Genomic DNA, 20,216 nt, shown 5'->3' with positions numbered 1-20,216 from the left:
TATATTAGTTTATGTTATGTCTGTATTACACCTACGTTGAACGGCCGTTGGATGGGCGACTGATTTGCCGCTGCGATACCCATTGAAATCACCTGCCGTGTATCAAGGGGATCGATGATACCGTCTATCCAAAGTCGCGCTGCCGCGTAATAAGGTGTCGTCTGCTTTTCGTACTGCGCGGTGATCTCCTTAAGCAGGGTTTCTTCTTCCTTTTGTTCGATTTCACGGCCTGTTGCGCGTAATGACGCCGTCTGAATCTGCAGTAATGTCTGGGCAGCCTGAGCACCCCCCATCACCGCTATCCTGGCCGACGGCCAGGCATAAATCAGTCGGGGATCATACGCCTTTCCACACATGGCATAATTACCCGCACCGTAGGAGTTGCCGATAATAATGGTGATTTTGGGTACGACGGAATTAGCCACGGCATTCACCATTTTTGCACCGTCTTTGATGATCCCGCCCTGCTCTGCCCGGCTGCCCACCATAAATCCGGTGACATCCTGCAAAAAAACCAATGGGATCTTTTTTTGATTACAGTTAAGGATAAACCGGGTGGCTTTATCCGCCGCGTCTGAATAAATGACGCCGCCCAGCTGCAGTTCCCCTTTTCCGTTTTTGACGGCTTTGCGCTGATTGGCCACAATGCCTACCGCCCAGCCATCTATGCGGCCGAGGCCACAGATGATGCTTTGTCCGTACCGGGCTTTGTACTCCTCAAATTGCGAGCCATCGGTTAACCGCAGGATAAGCTCGCTCATATCATACGGTCTTTCGCGCGAATCGGGTAATATTCCGTAAATCTCTTCCATATTCCGTTCCGGAAGCGCAGGCTTTATCCGGTCAAACCCGGCATCTTCGGGCTTTCCGACCATGCTCATGAGGTTACGGATCGCGTTCAGGCAAGCCCGATCATCCGGGTGTTTATAGTCCGTAACACCCGAAATTTCGCAGTGCATGGTGGCACCGCCAAGTGTTTCATTATCCACGGATTCACCAATCGCTGATTTGACCAGATATGAGCCGGCAAGAAATACCGAGCCGGTCCCTTCCACGATCATTGCTTCATCGCTCATGATGGGCAAATAAGCCCCTCCAGCTACACAGGCTCCCATAATCGCCGCAATCTGCACAATTCCTTCGCTGCTCATCCGGGCATTATTGCGGAATATGCGGCCAAAATGTTCCTTGTCGGGAAAAATTTCATCCTGCATGGGCAGGTATACCCCGGCCGAATCCACCAGGTAAATAATCGGCAGCCTGTTTTCCATGGCGATTTCCTGGGCCCGCAGGTTTTTTTTGGCAGTCATGGGAAACCACGCACCGGCTTTGACAGTGGCATCGTTGGCCACCACGACGCATTGGCGTCCGGAAACATAACCGATTCCGGTTATCACCCCCGCGGAGGGACAGCCACCTGCCTCCTCATACATATCCAGCGCCGCCAGGGCACCGATCTCCAGCCAGGGGCGATCATCGTCCAGCAGGTACTGAATGCGTTCGCGGGCCAGCATTTTCCCTTTAGCCTGCTGTTTTTCCGCCGCCTTTTCCCCACCTCCGGCGTACACCTTTCTCAACCGGTTTTTCAGTCGGGAAACGGCCAGCTTATTCCGATCCTCATTCTGATTGAATTCAAGGCTCATCATGATCACAAGATACGGGATTCTTTTCTATCCAGCAAAGGTGGACATCGGGCTGCATGGTATTTTTAACTGTCTTTTCATTTTTTTGGGTTACCTTTCTTTTATCAGCGTATTAAAGGTTAATTAAACAAATTTGTTTTAAACAAAAAGGAAATTAACGATGAAAAACACATTCAAATTCGGTTTTTTAGGTTTGGCTTTAGCTTTAGCTGTTGCAGCTTGTAACAACACAGCTTCTGAGAATGCAGAAACTGCTGATTCATTGACTAACGAAATCGAGTCACAAGTTGGCGCTGCTACAGATTCTATCGATTCTATCGGTGGAGCTGCCATTGATTCACTTGACTCATTGTCTGCTGACTCATTGAACTAATCCGACCGGATTAAAAAGTATGAAAAAGCCCGTGCATATGCACGGGCTTTTTTTATTGGCTTGCATCCAACCATCTCTTTCCGGCATGGTAAAACAATAATCAATTCCTGGCTGTTAGGGAAATATCGGAGCGGTGATGTGCCGCCGCAAGTCAAATTACATTCATGAAAATAGCGTATTTATCTTCTTATCAACCCCGCAAGTGTGGCCTGGCAACATTTAATGACAACCTAATCAAAGCGGTTAACTTTCACATACCGTTTGAACATTACGGAAGTTTTGTGGTAGCGCTAAACGATTCCGACGATCGCGCTCAGTATCATTATTCCGATGATGTTCGTTATGTAATCCGGCAGGAAAACAGTACTGATTATGAGGACGCCGCGGAATTCATCAACCAAAGCGGGGCTGATTTATGTTGTATACAGCATGAATTTGGTATTTATGGCGGGGAAAGCGGCATGTATTTGCTTGCGTTTACCCGATCATTAAAAATACCTTTCGTGGTTATTTTTCATACGGTGCTGGAATCTCCGGACGCCACCAAGCACCTGATTGTCAAGATGCTTGCACAACAGGCCACACGCGTCATCGTGATGAGTAAAAAAGCGGTGCAGTTGCTCAAGGAGGTATATGCGATTGCGCCATCCAAGCTGCAGGTAATTCCCCACGGGGTGCCTGACTTTCCCCAGCCTAACCGGACACAGCTAAGAAAAAAATTCCGGTTACAGGGAAAATGTATGCTGCTAACGTTTGGTTTGATCAGTCCAAACAAGGGATTGGAAACGGTAATCCGCGCACTACCGGACTTATGCCGACTTCACCCCAACCTGATTTACTTGATTCTTGGTAAGACACACCCGCATATTGAACGGCAGCATGGGTTAACATACTTAACGGGTTTAAGGCAGCTGGCCCAGCAACTGGGGGTAGATCAGCACGTCCGGTTTATTTCCGATTTTGTATCGGAAAAGGAGCTGCACGACTACCTTACTGCATGCGATCTGTATATCACTCCATATCTTCATAAAGAACAGATTACCAGCGGCACATTATCCTATGCCGTTGGCGCGGGGGCGGCCGTAATCTCCACACCCTATTGGCATGCACAGGAGCTGCTGGATGGTGGACGCGGCCGGTTTTTCGAATTCAACAATGACAAACAGCTTCATCAAATTATTGACGAATTGCTTACCCGGCCCCAAGCCAGGCACGCACTCCAGGCCAATGCCCATCACTATGGCCTATCGTTGCGCTGGCCGGTAGTCGGCGGCGCGTATGCCGAACTGTTTCGGGCCTGCCGCGTAAAATCAGCACCCCAGCCCCAAAAACAGGACATCATTGCCCACGCCCTGGGTTTTCCGAAGTTTAACACGGCGCACTTGGTCCGCTTGACGGACGATACCGGCATTTTTCAGCATTGCCGCTATGGAATTCCCAATCGGAAGGAAGGGTATTGCCTGGATGATAATGCCCGTGCCCTGATGACTGTGCTCAATGCCATAAAAGGGATCGAAAAACGGGAAGCTGACCATCTGATGGCTATCTATCTTGCTTACATCCAATACATGCAACTTCCGGACGGCAATTTCCATAATTTTCTTAGTTACAGCCGGCAATACCTGGATGCTGCCGGATCCGAGGACGCATTTGGCAGAACAATATGGGCATTAGGTCAGTTATTATCCTGCACGGGGGCAAATCCAGCCTTCAAGGCGTTGGCCTATGAATTATTTTCCAACGCTGTGCCACATTTCCACAAGCTCACACATTTACGGGGCATAGCCAACACATTGATTGGCATTTCCTATTATACATTTGTTCATCCGGATGATCTGCGCATGGTTGATGAAGTCCGCAGGCTGGGTGATCTGTTAAAATCCGCATATCATAGCACATCAAGTGAAGACTGGCGCTGGTTTGAGGAAAAACTCACGTATGATAACGGGATCATTCCCTTAGCCCTGTTGTATGCGTATGAAATCGTCCCCGACGATGAATTCGAATCCATTGCACTCGATGCAATGGGTTTCCTCCGTGACACAACGATGGCTAACGGCTACCTAACTCCTGTTGGCAATCAGGGATGGTATAACAAAGGCGGCCATTTGCCGGCATATGACCAACAGGCAATAGATGCGGCTGCGACCGTACTACTATTTGCGAAAGCGTATCAGACAACGCGGCAAATCACCTATCGCAATGACATGATTACAGCATTTAACTGGTTTTTGGGAACCAATTCAGTCGGCGCGCCCTTATATGATCCCGAAACGGGAGGTTGTTATGATGGGTTGTCAACAGCAGGACCTAACCTCAACCAGGGTGCCGAGAGCACGCTCGCTTACCTCATGGCTCACGCGACCGTGGCAAATGTCCTTCAGGTTCAGGAAGCAGAAGGGTCGGTATTCGCCGATGCCGTGGTTAAATTAGACAACAGGGAGTTTAGTTCACATTTACGTTCAACAGAGTGCGAAAGGGAGTCCGGTTTACGGGTTAACAAAAGCAGTCTAGTACTTTTTGTTAACCCGTAAACCAGCTTTAGGGTACAATCTTTGTATCGGGCGTTAAGGCGGGTACATTTTCCCCGGTATCCAGGGAATCCCGCAATTCTTTTGCCTTCTCGTGGTGCATTTGAAGCGTGGGAAGGGCTTTTGCAGCAAAATTTTTGAGGTCTGGATCCGCTGTTCCTTTTGAGGCATCTTCAAACAGGGATACGGCATTGTTATGGTCCCGGACCATCCGGTCGAGATAAGCCTGGTCAAAATCAGTTCCTGATTTTTGTTGTAAATCACGCATATTTGCCGCATGGTCTTCGCTGGGAACGGGGGGCAATGTGATATTTTTGTTCGCCGCAATGGTCATTAATTCATCATTTGCCTTATTGTGGTCATCAATCATCAACTGCGCATAATCCTTTATCCGTTGATCCGTTGTACGTTCCAGTGCTAATTTGCCCAGCTGGACCTCTGCCAGACTGGCATCGGCCGCCTTCACCGCAAACTCCGAATCTTCCATTTTTACGGTCGCAGTGGTATCATTCACATCCTGGGCCTGTTCTACGCTGTCATCCGCTGTCCGTCCGTTATTGTTATTGCAAGCCAGCATGCTGCATGTCAAAAAAATCCCCAGGGAAAGTTGTGTTAATGTTTTCATCGAACTGATATTTGATAATAAGACTAGCTATGTCGAAACTCAACAAGTAGACAATCAACCGATTATTTTGTTTTTCGTCGGACCTTGCCAAGCTTTTACTTTGTTCCGCGTGTTTCCATATTGCGGTGAAGGGATAAATTTATTTCACTTCCGTTTTGTATTGTCTTTGGTAAACAGGTCTTCCTCTCTTTCAGGCGCATCAAACGGATCTTCATCCAGCTCATCTGGTGGTGGAATATCTTCGGCTTCGTTATCGTCTCTCCTTGGATCTTCAAAGGGAGGAACTTCCGGATCAGGGTCTTGTTTCCCCGGCTGGTCTATTGGACCAGTAATCGGGTTCCCGGGACCGCCCGCGTCGTCACGCAATGGGTACCCCTCTTCATCCAGGTCACCTCGCCGGTCCTCGGGTGTCCGAGCCAGTAGCTCATCTGTCTCGTCCAACCGAAGTGCCCGGTCGTCGACAATGTCCAGCCCATCTAACTGGCCATCCACATCCGATGGTTTGTCCCGGTACTCCTCATTGGCTTCGGGATTAGCTTCATCCCAGGAGGAGTTATCGTCTTCACCATGTGGAGCCGCTGTTTGATAAGGATCATCGTGTTGGTAATCGTCGCCTTCCTGAGGTTCGACGTCCAGCTCAAAGCTATCACTTGCCTCATTGTACTTTAAGTCTTCGCCGGTAGGCTCGCGTGTTTCATCGGTATTCCGCTGTCCGGGCGGAACAATCGGATCTCTTTTACGAATCTTCATAACTTCATTGTTTGATAAAGGCACCTCATATATTGCGCCTTTTTTATAAATGCCCCTAGTGAGCGATCTGGGCAAGCTTGGTTTGCAATACTGTACTAAATACTGCATTCGCTGTCGTCATTTCAAAAAACATTGTTTATTACCGGGAGCAGAGGTGGAACCCATTTCAGCTTGAATCCCGTTTTCAGATCAATTCAGAACGTGGCATTGTGTGTGTACTTTTTCGTGTGTTAATTGTATTATTAAAATAAGGAGAATAATCATGGTACTCAATGAAAATGCACCACATACAGAAGGTGAAGCAACAAAAGCAATCGAAGAACAGACTTCGAAACTCCCTTCCAAATTATTTTTATGCGCAGCCCTGAGCGCGATGGCCGTCTCGCTTTTATTGAAATGCACCGGCCATTACCACAAGGCGCTGTTTGTCGGCCAATGGGCGGCTCCATTTTTGATTCTTGGAACATACAATAAGATTGTTAAAACGACAGGGCACGATCAGTTGCATAGCTAATTTCAGAAAAAAAGTTGGGCAAGAACTTCATATATAGTGTCTTTATCGTCCAGGGATGCTATTTCGTCGTCGCTGGTGTCTGGCCTGTGGTTAATATGGCCAGCTTTATATCGGCTACTGGGCCAAAGCAGGACATCTGGCTTGTTCAAATGGTCGGCTTACTGTCTATTGCGATAGGACTTACTTTCTTGCAAGCGGCATTACGGCGTAAAAACCTGCCTGTGTTTTTAGCCTATGCAGTGTCATTGAGTTTCTTTGTTATGGATGTTGTATGCGTAGCCAACGGAACGATCCGGAATATTTACTTAATTGACGCGGTCATTCAAGGCATTTTTATGCTGCTATTGACTATTTTCCTCATCCGCAATCGGGCGTCAACCTAGCTTCATATGCTTCTTTCTGACAGAAAAGTATCATTACACGGATCATGTGATTAACATCCTGTATACTCCTAACCTGGTATAAGTGTCCTAAAAGGCATACTTCCTGTAGTCAAACGGGAATATTTTCAAAAAAACAAAACTTTTACTTACGCTGAAATGTATACATACGCAAGAAGTGAAGTAAAGATTTAACCGAATATTATGGAAAACTCAGGAAAAATTATTTGGGCAGCACCACAAACGATTGCACGGGATGGCATCATCACACTGTTGAGCCAGGAACAGGGTTTTACCTTTGAGATGACCTTATCCAGCAAGGAGGAAATTGAGCCCACACTGAGTGATTTGGCTGGCATTGACTTACTGATCATTGATAATCTTTTTCTCGACCGGAATAGCACGGATATCCGCAAGTGGAAGACGGCGTATCCGCAACTGAAAGTATTGGTATTATCTGAAATCGGTGAGGATAAGGATATTTTATTGCTAATGAAATCCGGAGCCGATGGATATATCCTCAACGAGGTCAACAAGGATGAATTGGTTTTTGCGATCAAACATGTTCTGGCAGGAAATACATATATCTGCACTCGATTATATTTAAAAGTACTGGAACGTATTGCGGAAACTGATTTTGGGAAGCAGGATCAGGCTGTGGAGTTTTCCCCTCGTGAAGAACAGATTCTTAAACTGATCATAGAAGGGTATTCCAATCAGGAAATTGCTTATCAGCTTTTTACGAATAAGCGAACCATTGTAAAATACCGTGAAAACCTACTCGAAAAAACAGGTGCTTCGGATATATCCGCTGTCATCCGTATTGCCTTGCAGCAAGGCGTACTTAATTGACCGGATAATGGTTATAAACCCATTGCATTATCATGGAAAAGTCCGCTGATTATTTTACAGTAACCCTTCAAAAAGGCACACTATCAGGAGAGCAGTTATTGATTGAACCTGTTCAGACCACTGATGGCGTCTCCATCTACAATTGCCTGTTGGATGGAAAACCGATAACCCAGCTCCGTCAGTCCAGTGATGGCGACTGGATTCAGGTTTGGGGTACATTGGATAAGCATTCTGTGCTGGCAATCGGCGAAGCACTTGAACATCATCTACAATGAGCATCCGCTATGCTATCCACATGTCATGGCAGGTAACATCTACATTGGCACTTCCGGGTGGCATTACAAACACTGGAAACGTGTTACCAAAGACATCGTTTGGAATCTTTTTCAGTGCCAATATTATAGTAAAACATAAGGGTTGAGAGCAGCTTACACACACTCCCAACCCTTATTTATCAATCAGCTTTATTCCAGTGTTCGCCGCTAATTCCATTGAGATCCCATACAATATTGCCGGCACGGACGGTCAATTCGGCTTCGAATTTTTCAGTACCATTCAGCACAGCGCCCCGTGCATCCATAAAACCGAAATTCCCTTTCCTGACATTGAAAACAGCGATATCCGCACCAGCTCCTTCACTTAAGTGGCCTAACTCCGGATGCTGGATCACATTGGCTGGATTCCAGGTCGAACGCAGAATAACCTCCTGGACAGTCAGGCCCATGGCCAGGAATTTAGACATGACGTTTGCCATATCCTTCATTCCTGCATTCCGACTTGCTGCATATAGATCCGTACTAATTGTATTGGGTAAAAATCCCTGTTGTACTGAATTGATCGCTACATGCCATCGAAAAGCACCGGCACCATGTCCCACGTCAAAGATCCGCCCACTTTTTTGCGCTTCAAACACAAAAGGTTTTACCTGATCGTTTTCATCGACCACAGATTCTCTACCCGGTAACGAATACGCATAAGTATGGGTAAAAATATCACCGGGACGTAAGTGCTCCATGAAAAGCGATTTAATCGACAACGCAGGCTTTGTTCCACCAAAATCGACCATAACAGGTTTACTGGTAAGTTTCCCCGCCTCCACGGCCCGGTCTACCGGTATAAAGTCATGCCCTTGGTAATGATGTGCTTTAATACCAACGATGATATCAGGGTATTCATTCATCACGAAAGCTGTGGCCACCGGATTCATATCGGTTACGTCCTGTGCGTGTACGGTACCCAGCATGCCGTGCCCTGCAATGCTTATAAATGCCAATACACGGGTTCTGGAATTGTCAACCGTTTGCTTTTTGAATAAGTGGAAATCACGCCAACCCGATGAGCCTGCATCAACAACCGTGGTAACACCGGACCGAAAAGTAAAATCATCGGGGATAACACTGCCAAAGCCGTTTGTGATCTGAAACCCCGTAAACCGGGCTTCACTTGTTCCATGAAACACGTGGGTATGCATATCGATAATACCCGGGGTCACGTAGAGCCCCTTCACGTTCACCACCTTCTTCGCCTGAGCAGCCGGAATATCCGGTGCTACGCGGGCAATCTTATCTCCGGTAATGGCAATGTCCATCGGCCCGTCAATCTGATTCTTCGGATCGATAACATGCCCACCTTTTAACAGGACATCAAACTCCTGGGCCATGCTTACCGATATACATAAAACAAACAGCGCACTGAGCAGGCTGATCGTTTTTATAATCGTTGCTGTTTTTCGTGTACATTTCATCATTATACGGGTTAATTGATTATTCGGATAGCCAATCGGGGTTTTGCTTTAACTGTCGGTTGATATCAACCTCAAGTTGCGGCAGTGGGAAAAACCGGTGTTTGGACAAATAACCCAACGATCCCAGTTCCTGCGCTGCAAGACCCCACCTCCTCAGGTCACTGAACCGGTGGTTCTCAAAAGCCAGTTCCACCTGTCTTTCATGCACGATCGCATTAAACATGGCAGTCTGATCTCCTGTTTGTGCTACCGTAAGCGGAGGCATATTTACAGAGGGGCGCTGACGGACACGGTTGACAGCTTCGCGTGCTTCATCCCGCATATTGAGTGTGTTTGCAACTTCCGCATACATTAACAGCACATCAGCAAAACGGATAACCGGGTAATTGGCGCCTCCACCCTGAAGGTAAAGGATCGGTACCATCCCCTTCCGGATGTTATATCCCGTGGCCGACCAAGCCGCTTTATAGGTATCCAGGTTAATATTCGAATTGGTCAATTCCGGAGCAAAGACATCACCTTCCCTGAATATGGAATAACCCAGACGGGGATCATTAGGCTCAAATGCATCTACGATCAACTGGGTGGCGACATGGCTGCCCGTACCGCCGTTGACGCCCGGTAAATGCGATTGGTTCCGGGTACTGGTTCCGGATCCGCCAATATCGGCAAATTGGACTTCAAAAATGGATTCTTTATTGTTTTCGAAATTCCGGTTCCATACCTGATCAAATTCGTCCATTAGGTCATAATCTTTTGATTTGATCACCTCATCAAACTGGGTTAATGCGCTTTCATAATCTTCCATATAGAGGTATACTTTGCCCAGCAACGACTGGGCGGCTCCTTTACTTGCTCGCCCAATGTCATTGGTGCCGTACTCGGTCACTCGTGGAAGGTCTTCGATTGCTGCTTTCAGATCCGCTACAATAAATGCGTAGATTTCATCCTGCGGCGATTTAGCAATCAAAACATCGTCAGGATGTGCTACCGGCGCCGTGATCAAAATAACATCGCCCCACATGTTGGTGAGATTCCAATAATAAAATCCCCGCAGGAATTTGGCCTCAGCAATATACCTTGCCTTTAATGTTTCATCCATTTCCACTGCCGGCGCTTCGGTAATTACGGTATTGGCCCTTTTTATGCCCTGATAAAATGCTGCATAAATATTCAACATATAGGTGTCGGACGCATCAAATGAAAAATTGTTGATCGCCAGCGGCTGCGTGTTTGAGAGCAATACTTCTCCCGAGGGTACACCAAGAAATTTAGGCAAATAGTCGCCATATAAATCGGATACCTGAAGCTGCTGATAGATCCCATTGACAGCTAATTCCAACCGATCAGCGGAATTAATAAACCCTTCCTCCGGTAGGCGGTCTGGTGGTGATTTTTCGAGAAAGTTTTTGTCACAACCTGCTAGAAACAACAAGGATAATGCAACAGTGGCTATTTTAATATATTTCATGTGAATGAGTTTTGAAGTGGATATCTGGTTAAAAACTTGCTTGCACCCCGAATTGGAAAACCCGTGGTATCGGATAATTCCCGGTGTCAACACCGATTGAAAGCGGGTTCAAGTCGTTATTGCCATAGCCCGATCCGCCGAGGCCATCGGGGCTGTAGTTCGAATACTTCGTAATCGTAAATAAATTTTGTGTATTGAGATACGTACGCAAGCGCTTGACCCCCACAGAGCTCAGGGTTTTTTCAGGCAATACATATCCGATCTGCAGATTCTGAAGTCTTAAATAACTGGCATCTTCCACATAACGCGTAGAGGGGCGTGAGTTTAAGTTAGCTCCCCCACGTATTGCCCTTGGCATCGTATTCGAAGTGCCTGGGCCTGCCCAACGCTCCACTACGGTCGCCATTTGCCCGTGTTCGCCCTGCATACTTTCCAGATAAGCGCGTTGTGCATTATACAGCTGTTTTCCCTGCACTCCCTGGAAACTGAAGTTCAAATCAAAACTTTTATAGGATATATTGGAAGATAGGCCATAATTAAAATTGGGAAACGGATCGCCAATTACCGTGCGGTCATTGGCGTCAATAATACCATTTCCATCAATGTCCTTAAAAATGACATCTCCCGGCGCTGCTCCGGTTTGTGTTGCGTGGGCAGCTATTTCTTCAGGGGTCTGGAAAATTCCTTCCATAACATAGCCATAGAAGCTCGACATGGGTTCCCCGATAGCCGTCCGCGTAAACGTACCAAATTGATATACATTCTCTACCAGGTTAATGATCTCCGATCCCTTTCCTAAAGAGGTCACTTCGTTTTTAACCGTTGAAAGGTTTGCCGACACACAGAAGTTGACATTTCCGGCCTGCCCATGATAGCCGGCTAAAAATTCGAAACCTGAGTTTCGCAGGCCCGCGGCGTTCTCATAGGCTCCGTTGTCACGATATACGCCCGACACCACAGAAACCGGTGTCCTCAACAGAATACCATCTGTATTCTTAACCCAATAATCCGTAGAGAAGGTAAATGACTGATTAAAAAACGATAAATCAATGCCGACGTTGGTTTGCTCTGTCGATTCCCAGCGTAACGCCGGATTACCGAGTTCGGTGACCGCTGCGGCCGGCGCAATTTGATCCGCGCCGAAGAAGTACCTCGGTGCCGTGGTTACGGTGGTAATATTGCTGTAATTACCGATCTCCTGATTACCTAGCCGCCCCCAGCTTGCCCTTAATTTTAAACCGGTAATTGCCGGAACTGCTTCCATGAAAGGTTCTTTGTCGACGTTCCAGCCAACCGCAAATGATGGAAAATTACCATACTGGTTTTCCTTGCCGAATCGGGATGAACCATCCCGCCTTATCGTTGCGGTAAACAGGTATTTATCAAATATGGTAATATTGGCACGCCCCAGGAAAGAACGCAACGCCCATTCCGCCTCATTGCCCCCCAGTGTAAATGTGCCCGTCATGGCATCAAATACCTGAAGGTCGTTGCTTGGTGCATCGCGGCGACTACCACTCATGTTACTATACACCGCATTTTGCTGGGTATATCCGGCAAGTAAGGAGACGGAATAATGCTCGGCAAATACTTTATCAAAATTCAGGGTATGTTCCAGGAGGTACTCGTTTGATTCATTTTTATACTGGTTTAATGTTTGCGTATTGTTGGAACGGTTATCCATTTCAAATATGCCGACATATAGCTTGTTTGTGTTGAGCCCGGTATTTAATCCCGCATTTAGTCGGTATTTTAAGGAAGGGATGATGTTGTACTCAACGAAAATATTTCCGAGCAGGTTATTCCGGTAGGTGTAATTGCGTCGAAGGTCGCGTCTCCCCACAATATTTTCCCGGTTGTTTACACCGGTTTCCGCCGGATTCGGTCCACCATACCCGCCGATATTCTCCGGTTTATATAATTTCATCGTTGGAGAAGATCCGAGCAGGTAGGCAAAATCCAGGTTATTGGCCTGTCCCAGGTTTAACCCATTCGAACGGCTTAACGTTAGCGACTCTCCAATTTTCAACTTTTCCTTTTTACCTATCGTAAATTCACTGTTTACCCGACCAGAAAATCGCTCCAATGAACTGAATACCATAACGCCGTCCTGATTAAAATATCCACCTGAGACATAAAACCGGGCATTTTCACCACCGCCAGACACCGTCAACGAATGGTCCTGCATAGGTGCCGTCTGAAAAGCGGCCCGTTGCCAGTCGGTATTTGTTTTTAAAACTTCCGGATCATTAAAAGCAGCCTGTAACGGATAGCCCCCATTAATATGTGCTTCGTTGACAACGTCGGCAAGTTGTTGGGAATTGGCCATCGGTATATAATCCGTAAACGACTGGACACCATAATAGCCGTTATAATTCAGTTGGGTTTCGCCTGCCTGCCCTTTCTTTGTCGTAATCAGAATAACCCCATTGGCCGCACGGGAACCGTATATTGCAGATGCCGATGCATCTTTAAGTATATTGACAGATGCAATATCATTTGGGTTAATTGCATTAATATTATCACCGGGCATGGGCACGCCATCAATAACATACAGGGGGCCGGAATTATTGAATGTACCCTGTCCGCGGATCCGCACCTGTATCGGTCCGCCTGGTTCGCCGGATGTCGATGTGATATCGGCTCCTGCTACTTTGCCCTGTAACGCCTGGTTCACATTTGAAAATGCCTGCCCTTCAATTTCTTCTGAAGACACAGAAGTAATGGCTCCCGTCAAATCACTCTTCCGCTGTGTGCCATAGCCAATAACCACAATTTCGCTGAGTGATTCTGAGCTTGATTCCAACTGCACGTCTATGGAGCTCCGGCCTCCAATGGCAATTTCCTGCGCAACAAAGCCTACGTATGTAAACACAAGTGTGCCTGCCTGGCTGCTTACGTTAATAGTATACCTACCCTCGTCGTCTGTAACCGTCCCGGTTGTTGTCCCCTGCAATTGGACACTTACTCCCGTGAGCGGAACACCCCTGGTGTCGGTAACCCTTCCGCGAATTACGGATTGAATAACAGAAGTTTGATGCTCCTCTATGGCTTTACGCTTCAGGACGATCGTATTTTTAAATATCCGATACGTGAGCGGTTGTTCACGGAAACAGGCATCCAACGCCGCTTCAAGCGATACATTGGCGAGGTCTACACTAATTGGTCCAACTGCTGCAAGATCTTTTTGATCGTACAGAAAATGGAAGTCGGTCTGGTTCTCAATTACCCGGAGCACTTCTTTAACAGATGCCTGTTTCATCTTCAGCATGATGCTCTGGCTGTAACTCTTGGCACTTACGTTGCTAAGTGCGACCATAATAACAATTGCGGTGAGTTTCATGGTCAATAAAAAATGGATTAGTCCGAGCCTGGTCAAAGGGTTGACTTTAGCATTAAAATTCATAAATTTGATGCATTAAGGGTTAGTACTTATTTCAATGGTTTTTTGGAATGTTGCAACCCGAATTATAACCGGGGGTGGACCAACACTCCCGGTTTTCAGGTTTAAGATTTTTCTGCTTGCGTCAAGTCATATGCATATGCTTTTTATTTTATGTTATAATACGGTAACCCGCTTCCCTTCTACTTTAAAGCGAACCCCCAGGTAACCGATCATTTCCAGGAACTCGTCAATCCTTACCTCCCGTGATATCTTACCCGTAAAAGACCGCTCAGGTATTTTTCCACTGTATATCACATCCACATTGTACCAACGTGATGCCTCGCGCATAACGGATTCAACCGGTGTATCATTGAACTGGAACATATTGCTTTTCCAAGCCGTTGCCTCGTTTACATCCACTCGCACAACGCGTGTTTTTTGTCCATTCGATATCGCCTGCTCGCCCGGTTTCAACACCCTGGTTTCCCTTCCTTTTACTTTTACAGAACCTTCAATCAGTGTTGTTTTCATCTGGGGTTCATCATCATACGCCATCACATTGAAACCCGTTCCGAGCACTTCTATTTCACCCCATTTTGACTTCACGATAAAAGGCATTTCAGCATTTTTCTTCACTTGGAAGTATGCTTCTCCAACCAACTCTACTTCGCGTCGTTCTCCTCGGAACACATTGGGGAATTTTAGCGAAGAAGCGGTATTAAGCCATACTGTACTTCCATCTGGCAGCATAATCTGATATTGGCCCCCAGTTGGCGTCGTAATGGTATTTAATCCGGCTGGATCTTCGGTTACCTCCCCTGGACTTACCTCATAAATCAGTTGTCCATCAGCCGTTTTGCTGACCTCAATATTTCCTGTTTTTACCAGTACACCTGTTTCCACACTATCCAGTATAATTGATTCGCCATTTGACAAGGTTAATACTGCCTGATCGCTCCGATGGGGATTTTCTGCTTGATAAGATCGATGATCTCCGGAGATAGCAGGCAATAGCTGTTCATTCGGATTTAACCAAAGGTATCCACTGATGCTTATGACGAGCAGCAAGGCGGCGGCAGCTATTTTGTGTTTCAGGTTGAACCCGCCAATTAACGTCTTTCTTTTATTTGCTCTCGATACCTGCGTGTCTTCACCTATTTTTTGTATGATGCGAAGCCAGGCATCGTGTTCATTTACGTTATTTAAAAAATGTTCCCCTTCAACCGCCTCGAATTGATCAGACATTGCTTTCCATAACAATTGCGCCGGATAGTCCCTTTCCAATGCGCTATCCAAGTGTAAATTATCCTGGTCGCTTATGGTGCCTGCCAATTTTTCAATTAACAGTTCCTGTATATGATCAATGTGGTATTTCATACAGTTTAATGTTGAGACATTTTAATTTTGTAAAATGGGTGAACCTACCGATAGTTGATAAACTTTCGTCTCAAATCCTTTACGGCTAGTTTTAAATGTGTTTTAATGGAATTGATTGTGATACCCATTACATCTGCAGCATCTTTGTAACGCTTTTTATCGATGTACACCAGATAAAAGGCCTGTAGCCGTTGAGGTGGTAATGTCTCCAAAAACGCATCGAATTCCTGTTCCGTCTCATGCTCTTCCTCTAGGTCTGCTTCGATCCAATCGTGATTTGCGGCAAAGGCATTTCCAAGCTTTCGCTCTTCCGTTTTCCATTTTTCAATGACATTCAGGCATCGGTTCCGAATGGACGTTCGCAAATAACCTTTTACGGATGATCTGATATTGAGGTACAGCTTTTTATTCCATAATTCAATAAACAGCAACTGCACCTGATCTTCCGCTTCCATCTGATCTGCCAGTAAAAGCAGGGCCTCAATATTCAGCAGTTTATAATATTTCTTAAACAGGCTTTCGTAGGCCGTGATATCTCCGCTTTTAAGTTGTTGCAGTAAAAGGTTATCGGCGTCGTTTTTCATACATATTACGTTTTGATCGACTTATCAGCTATACTTATACACTACAGGTCAAAACCGTTACTGTTTGAGCATGCAGCATATCAGACCAATGCTTTTGACATAGACCTCACATGATCCATTTCGTACCATAACATCATAAAATTTGCTGATCCAATAGTTAGCAGGAATCACCGTATCCTGTGCATATTGGTATTCCACAACTTAGGCAACGTTATTATTAATTGGTAACACCAACACCTTGAATGGCGTTGCATGCAAATCCATATTATATACTTATGCTGAAAAAACAGCAAAGCATTTATTCTTAATCAGAGACAGCTTAACAATAAAAATGGGTGAATGGGAGGCTATTTTTTATGAAAATGGCAATATGACTAAACCAATTAGTTTCCCCTCGGATCCTCCTGTTTAATGTAAAACGTACCAAGGAAAAAGATAAGGCGCAAAAATTTAAAAGCAAACCATTGAATCAGGCGATGCCACAACCTATTATGCTGGGTAAAGTCTTCGGCGTTTATCCGCATCGCTTTCTTGGCCATAATGTATTCCATGTGATCGATAACCTCCCTTACGAAGGGTTTGCTTTTTATATCCACATTCAATTCAATACTGGCACGGGCACTCAAATCATTTACGTTGAATGATCCAATAGTCATCCACTCATCGTCGCAAATAGCTAGCTTGCCATGAAGAATATTACCTGAATATTCGTAAATTTTTACACCCTGCCGGAGCAACCAGCTGTACATGAACCGTTCGGCGTCCTTTACTAAAGGCACATCCATCCGGCTACAGACAATTACTTCCACTTGCACACCACGACGCCGGGCACCTCTGATATCCTCTCTTACCGCGTGCCCAGGAAGAAAATAGCTTGAGAGTATGATTACCCTTGCTTGTGCTTTGCCCAAGATTGCCTTATAAGTATCTGAAATTTCGTATTTCCGCCGGACCCAGTCATTTCTTCTTACACGTATGTGACCGATATGATTATAACCGAAATCGACAGCAGTTAATGAGGGTTCACAGGGTGCGTTTTTGATTCGCTTAAAATTTCTCCAAGTCGTCCAACCCCAGTTACACAACAGGGCAGCAATTTCACCTTCTATACAAACGCCAAAATCCAGCCAGGCTGGTTGTCCTGGCTTGTCATTATATCGGTCGCCGATATTAATGCCAGTAACCAACGCATACTGCGCATCTACCACCAACATTTTTTGGTGCATGCGTCTACCCACATAAAAGTCCCTGCTTTTGAAAAGGGGTTTAAAAAATCGAAAATGAACCCCGTTCTCTCTGAATTGTCTAAAAAAACTCCGTTTTAGTCCCTGACTTCCATAACCGTCTACCAGCATATAGACTTTTACTTTTCTTTTCGCTGCCCGTATCAATGCATCGGCTACCTGCTGACCGGTTTCGTCCGGTTCGTATATGTATACCTGCAATTGAATATTTTCCCGGGCATGTTCGATCAACCGAATGAGTAATTCAAAATAGGCCCGGCCACTTGAAAGTAGTTTAATCTTTTGATCCGGCGTAAAGGCGGCATTGGACGCACTGTGTTTCCCTATCATGAAACGCCAATTGTTGGTATAAACTGCTATTAAATCCTCGTGTGATTCCAAAATGAGATACCATGACTCTAATTAAAGCGTAATCATAACCTGTGCATAATTTCGTCACATAATATATTCATCTGTGCTCCTACGTCAACCTAATATCGCATAACAGCTGCAATAACTGCCTTTTTGGGCATCTGCTCGGTGTCAAGGACATAGACATCGCCTCCATTCGACAACGTGTTTACGACCGCAAAGTTTATTAAACACTCGTCGTGCTGTTGCCGTTCGGGATGAACGACCAACTTATTGGAATGTGCATCAAATGAACCCCAGATGTGCGCATCTTTTTCAACAAACAGATCTGAAATCTGCTTATAAAAACTGGCTGGGATAATTCTGTCCGGCATCGAGGATGTTCGTGGTGTAGCCAGCTGATTATAATAATTATCCAGTGCCCGTTTACTTCGCTCTTTAAAATAGGGAGCGATAATTTTCCGTACGCGCTGAAACAATGACCCGGCGTTTTCATGATCATAGTTTCCGATTATCGCCTGCTCGGCAATGTAATCATAACTGGATACCTGGCGGTAGGCACCGACCATGTATTCGACTGCAGCCAATACCAAAGGCGCCCGTTCATTAGCAAGTACCTCCGTATGCAACGTTTGATCAATCTCGGTCAAATATTGTATGATATATTCTCGGTCATCTGCCAAGCCACTACCATGTCCATGAAAGCTGGCCCCTGAGCCCGGTGTTGCCGTACCGCCTCCCCGGAAAAGTTTCCGGGCGCTTTTCTCCTCAAAATGAATCACGTCATTCATGCCCTGCGGCAAGCCACTAATATGCATCGGCCATAATCCAAACGCATCTCCTTTATAAAAGGCGGCGGCATTTTTACTGAAAACAAGCAAATAAAAATACTCCGTGCTTCCAACGAATGACACCAGCGGACTTAGATGAAACGCTGCATTGACATGAACTTCCTGTTTGACCGGTTGGGGCAACGTGAACGTTTTAAAAAATCCGTCCGCTACGAATACGACAAGACCTTCAGACAAATTTGACCAAAAAGACTCGTCGCCAAGCAGTGCAGTTGCCGGCTTCAGCAGCGCTTCCACTTTGTGTGAAGGCATTCCCTTGCTGATTAATTCACGGTTTGCTTCCTGCAGCAAATTTTTAAATACAATAAGGTCATGTCTTTCATTTACTTCTACGCCTGAAGAATGCGTAGGCAAATAAATCGATATACAGGGTGCCGGTAATTTCTCCGTTGCCAGTGCTGTAAAATCTTCTTTGGTTACTATTCCTATTCCCATAGGTATTAAATAAACTTATATTATCACGGGTGATTGACAGTGCATCAGATTCATCTATTCACCCCTTTCTCTATTATCTATTAATAACCGTTCAACCTGGTCTTTCGTGCACTTGTCTATTGTGCGCGTATAAACCGTCGTATTTAAAACAACACATCCCGGTAAAATTTGATTTAAAAAATTAAACTGCCCCCATATCCCAGCGCATCAACCCGCGGACGGCAATGATCGATAAGATCGCTATGGAGGCAGGAATTTCGATCCATCGATATGTCGCCACGAGCAAAAACGTGCGAAGCAATGAAAAGCCTGTTAAAAGAAGCTGAAGAAATCATGGAAAATTTTGAAAACACGGATGCACTTGATGCTGCGCTTATTGCCGCCGCCCAAAAAATTGAGCATTATGAAATAGCCAGTTATGGGTGCTTGGTTACTTATGCCAAATTAATGGAACATCAAGAAGCCGATGAGATACTGAGTGCAACACTCAACGAAGAAAAGGAAACAGACAGTAAACTAACCGATATCCCCATGGAACAAGCAAATGTTGTACAATAGTGTAATTCACTGGCAACATATTTACCCTCTTTTGCATCTTTCAATCATTTTAAAGATGCAAAAGGGATTCCGCGAAGTTGACTCTAATCCGTAATTAACTAAGAAGTAAAGCCACCCGGTTAAGAAATTCAGTTATACTAAATGGTTTGCCCATAAAATAATCAGCCGATACAATCCGCTCATCGGTTCGGTTGCCTTCATAAGCAGAGGTAACCAAGAGAGGAATATCACGGGTCACCTCATCGAGCTTCCAGGTCCGGCACATTTCCAGGCTATCGTCGCAGGAAAGCTTCACATCAACGATGAGTAAATGAGGCAGTGCACTGAACAGCTGTTCTTTATAGACTTTTGTGTTCGTATAGATACTGACATTATATTCCTCTTCCTTCAATAGAAAAGCGATAAGTTCAGCAATTGCCTTATCATCCTCAATGAAATGGATTATCTTTTTCACCGTACAGCTTTTACTCAGCTGTAGTTTTGACGGAATAAAACACGCGAAGTTTAAATAAAAGTTATATAGTGTTGTAACCCATTACAGGTTCACA

Annotated in this window: 18 protein-coding genes; 7 read left to right on the top strand and 11 right to left on the bottom strand. The window is 45.6% G+C overall.

Annotation, left to right across the window (positions count from 1 at the left end; all coding sequences use genetic code 11):
* Positions 1-14: 14 nt before the first annotated feature.
* Positions 15-1,643 carry an acyl-CoA carboxylase subunit beta gene (locus NEV57_RS07030; protein ID WP_257658019.1) on the bottom strand — a complete coding sequence of 543 codons (1,629 nt, stop codon included), beginning with the start codon at positions 1,641-1,643 and terminating at the stop codon, positions 15-17.
* A 160-nt stretch (positions 1,644-1,803) separates the two neighbouring features.
* On the opposite strand from NEV57_RS07030, the gene NEV57_RS07025 reads away from it, so the two are divergent.
* Together NEV57_RS07025 and NEV57_RS07020 are read left to right on the top strand one after the other, a co-directional pair.
* Positions 1,804-2,016: a hypothetical protein gene (locus tag NEV57_RS07025; RefSeq protein WP_257657601.1), complete on the top strand. Its 213-nt coding sequence runs from the start codon at positions 1,804-1,806 to the stop codon at positions 2,014-2,016.
* 164 nt (positions 2,017-2,180) lie between these two features.
* Positions 2,181-4,550 carry a glycosyltransferase family 4 protein gene (locus NEV57_RS07020; RefSeq protein ID WP_257657600.1) on the top strand — a complete coding sequence of 790 codons (2,370 nt, stop codon included), beginning with the start codon at positions 2,181-2,183 and terminating at the stop codon, positions 4,548-4,550.
* Positions 4,551-4,557: 7 nt separating this feature from the next.
* On the opposite strand, the gene NEV57_RS07015 is transcribed toward NEV57_RS07020, so the two are convergent.
* Positions 4,558-5,172 (bottom strand): DUF4142 domain-containing protein, encoded by a 615-nt coding sequence (locus NEV57_RS07015; RefSeq protein WP_257657599.1) that lies wholly within the window; start codon positions 5,170-5,172, stop codon positions 4,558-4,560.
* 144 nt (positions 5,173-5,316) lie between these two features.
* Positions 5,317-5,922, bottom strand: coding sequence for a hypothetical protein (locus NEV57_RS07010; protein ID WP_257657598.1), 606 nt, complete (start codon positions 5,920-5,922; stop codon positions 5,317-5,319).
* Positions 5,923-6,184: 262 nt separating this feature from the next.
* Between NEV57_RS07010 and NEV57_RS07005 the strand changes: the two genes are divergently transcribed.
* From NEV57_RS07005 to NEV57_RS06990, 4 genes are all read left to right on the top strand, one after another.
* Entirely contained in the window at positions 6,185-6,436 is a 252-nt protein-coding gene (locus NEV57_RS07005) for a hypothetical protein (RefSeq protein ID WP_257657597.1), read from the top strand.
* A gap of 14 nt (positions 6,437-6,450) precedes the next feature.
* Positions 6,451-6,819, top strand: a complete 369-nt coding sequence (locus NEV57_RS07000) for a hypothetical protein (protein ID WP_257657596.1) — start codon at positions 6,451-6,453, stop codon at positions 6,817-6,819.
* Positions 6,820-7,020: 201 nt separating this feature from the next.
* The gene (locus NEV57_RS06995; RefSeq protein WP_257657595.1) at positions 7,021-7,668 is read left to right on the top strand and encodes a LuxR C-terminal-related transcriptional regulator; all 648 of its coding nucleotides are present in this window, start codon (positions 7,021-7,023) and stop codon (positions 7,666-7,668) included.
* Between the two features lie 32 nt (positions 7,669-7,700).
* A complete protein-coding gene (locus NEV57_RS06990; protein WP_257657594.1) occupies positions 7,701-7,943 on the top strand; it encodes a hypothetical protein in 243 nt (80 codons plus the stop codon).
* Positions 7,944-8,122: 179 nt separating this feature from the next.
* Here the strand turns inward: NEV57_RS06990 and NEV57_RS06985 are convergent, their stop codons facing one another.
* From NEV57_RS06985 to NEV57_RS06955, 7 genes are all read right to left on the bottom strand, one after another.
* Complete coding sequence (locus tag NEV57_RS06985) at positions 8,123-9,415, bottom strand: amidohydrolase/deacetylase family metallohydrolase (protein ID WP_257657593.1); 1,293 nt, start codon at positions 9,413-9,415, stop codon at positions 8,123-8,125.
* Between the two features lie 16 nt (positions 9,416-9,431).
* Positions 9,432-10,883, bottom strand: a complete 1,452-nt coding sequence (locus NEV57_RS06980; protein WP_257657592.1) for a RagB/SusD family nutrient uptake outer membrane protein — start codon at positions 10,881-10,883, stop codon at positions 9,432-9,434.
* Between the two features lie 28 nt (positions 10,884-10,911).
* Positions 10,912-14,226 carry a TonB-dependent receptor gene (locus NEV57_RS06975; RefSeq protein WP_257657591.1) on the bottom strand — a complete coding sequence of 1,105 codons (3,315 nt, stop codon included), beginning with the start codon at positions 14,224-14,226 and terminating at the stop codon, positions 10,912-10,914.
* A 216-nt stretch (positions 14,227-14,442) separates the two neighbouring features.
* Positions 14,443-15,645, bottom strand: coding sequence for a FecR family protein (locus NEV57_RS06970; RefSeq protein ID WP_257657590.1), 1,203 nt, complete (start codon positions 15,643-15,645; stop codon positions 14,443-14,445).
* Positions 15,646-15,689: 44 nt separating this feature from the next.
* The gene (locus tag NEV57_RS06965; protein WP_257657589.1) at positions 15,690-16,229 is read right to left on the bottom strand and encodes an RNA polymerase sigma factor; all 540 of its coding nucleotides are present in this window, start codon (positions 16,227-16,229) and stop codon (positions 15,690-15,692) included.
* Positions 16,230-16,612: 383 nt separating this feature from the next.
* Positions 16,613-17,803: a phospholipase D-like domain-containing protein gene (locus tag NEV57_RS06960; RefSeq protein WP_257657588.1), complete on the bottom strand. Its 1,191-nt coding sequence runs from the start codon at positions 17,801-17,803 to the stop codon at positions 16,613-16,615.
* Between the two features lie 140 nt (positions 17,804-17,943).
* Positions 17,944-19,110, bottom strand: coding sequence for a baeRF7 domain-containing protein (locus tag NEV57_RS06955; RefSeq protein WP_257657587.1), 1,167 nt, complete (start codon positions 19,108-19,110; stop codon positions 17,944-17,946).
* Positions 19,111-19,341: 231 nt separating this feature from the next.
* Here NEV57_RS06955 and NEV57_RS06950 point away from each other — a divergent pair, with 231 nt between their 5' ends.
* Positions 19,342-19,668 carry a DUF892 family protein gene (locus NEV57_RS06950; protein ID WP_257658018.1) on the top strand — a complete coding sequence of 109 codons (327 nt, stop codon included), beginning with the start codon at positions 19,342-19,344 and terminating at the stop codon, positions 19,666-19,668.
* Positions 19,669-19,762: 94 nt separating this feature from the next.
* Here the strand turns inward: NEV57_RS06950 and NEV57_RS06945 are convergent, their stop codons facing one another.
* Positions 19,763-20,122, bottom strand: coding sequence for a response regulator (locus NEV57_RS06945; protein WP_257657586.1), 360 nt, complete (start codon positions 20,120-20,122; stop codon positions 19,763-19,765).
* Positions 20,123-20,216: the final 94 nt, after the last annotated feature.

Origin of the sequence: Parapedobacter lycopersici (assembly GCF_024643285.1) — a bacterium.
Taxonomy (GTDB): domain Bacteria; phylum Bacteroidota; class Bacteroidia; order Sphingobacteriales; family Sphingobacteriaceae; genus Parapedobacter; species Parapedobacter lycopersici.
Note: the sequence above shows the minus strand (reverse complement) of the source record. Positions and strands in the feature narration are given on the sequence as shown.

What these genes read in the sequence shown, in the direction of transcription:
- NEV57_RS07030 (WP_257658019.1), bottom strand. Translation starts at nt 1,643, where the DNA reads ATGAGCCTTGAATTCAATCAGAATGAGGATCGGAATAAGCTGGCCGTT.
- NEV57_RS06980 (WP_257657592.1), bottom strand. Translation starts at nt 10,883, where the DNA reads ATGAAATATATTAAAATAGCCACTGTTGCATTATCCTTGTTGTTTCTA.
- NEV57_RS06995 (WP_257657595.1), top strand. Translation starts at nt 7,021, where the DNA reads ATGGAAAACTCAGGAAAAATTATTTGGGCAGCACCACAAACGATTGCA.
- NEV57_RS07015 (WP_257657599.1), bottom strand. Translation starts at nt 5,172, where the DNA reads ATGAAAACATTAACACAACTTTCCCTGGGGATTTTTTTGACATGCAGC.
- NEV57_RS06970 (WP_257657590.1), bottom strand. Translation starts at nt 15,645, where the DNA reads ATGAAATACCACATTGATCATATACAGGAACTGTTAATTGAAAAATTG.
- NEV57_RS07025 (WP_257657601.1), top strand. Translation starts at nt 1,804, where the DNA reads ATGAAAAACACATTCAAATTCGGTTTTTTAGGTTTGGCTTTAGCTTTA.
- NEV57_RS06985 (WP_257657593.1), bottom strand. Translation starts at nt 9,415, where the DNA reads ATGATGAAATGTACACGAAAAACAGCAACGATTATAAAAACGATCAGC.
- NEV57_RS07020 (WP_257657600.1), top strand. Translation starts at nt 2,181, where the DNA reads ATGAAAATAGCGTATTTATCTTCTTATCAACCCCGCAAGTGTGGCCTG.
- NEV57_RS06965 (WP_257657589.1), bottom strand. Translation starts at nt 16,229, where the DNA reads ATGAAAAACGACGCCGATAACCTTTTACTGCAACAACTTAAAAGCGGA.
- NEV57_RS07010 (WP_257657598.1), bottom strand. Translation starts at nt 5,922, where the DNA reads ATGAAGATTCGTAAAAGAGATCCGATTGTTCCGCCCGGACAGCGGAAT.
- NEV57_RS07005 (WP_257657597.1), top strand. Translation starts at nt 6,185, where the DNA reads ATGGTACTCAATGAAAATGCACCACATACAGAAGGTGAAGCAACAAAA.
- NEV57_RS06955 (WP_257657587.1), bottom strand. Translation starts at nt 19,110, where the DNA reads ATGGGAATAGGAATAGTAACCAAAGAAGATTTTACAGCACTGGCAACG.
- NEV57_RS06960 (WP_257657588.1), bottom strand. Translation starts at nt 17,803, where the DNA reads ATGATAGGGAAACACAGTGCGTCCAATGCCGCCTTTACGCCGGATCAA.
- NEV57_RS06990 (WP_257657594.1), top strand. Translation starts at nt 7,701, where the DNA reads ATGGAAAAGTCCGCTGATTATTTTACAGTAACCCTTCAAAAAGGCACA.
- NEV57_RS06975 (WP_257657591.1), bottom strand. Translation starts at nt 14,226, where the DNA reads ATGAAACTCACCGCAATTGTTATTATGGTCGCACTTAGCAACGTAAGT.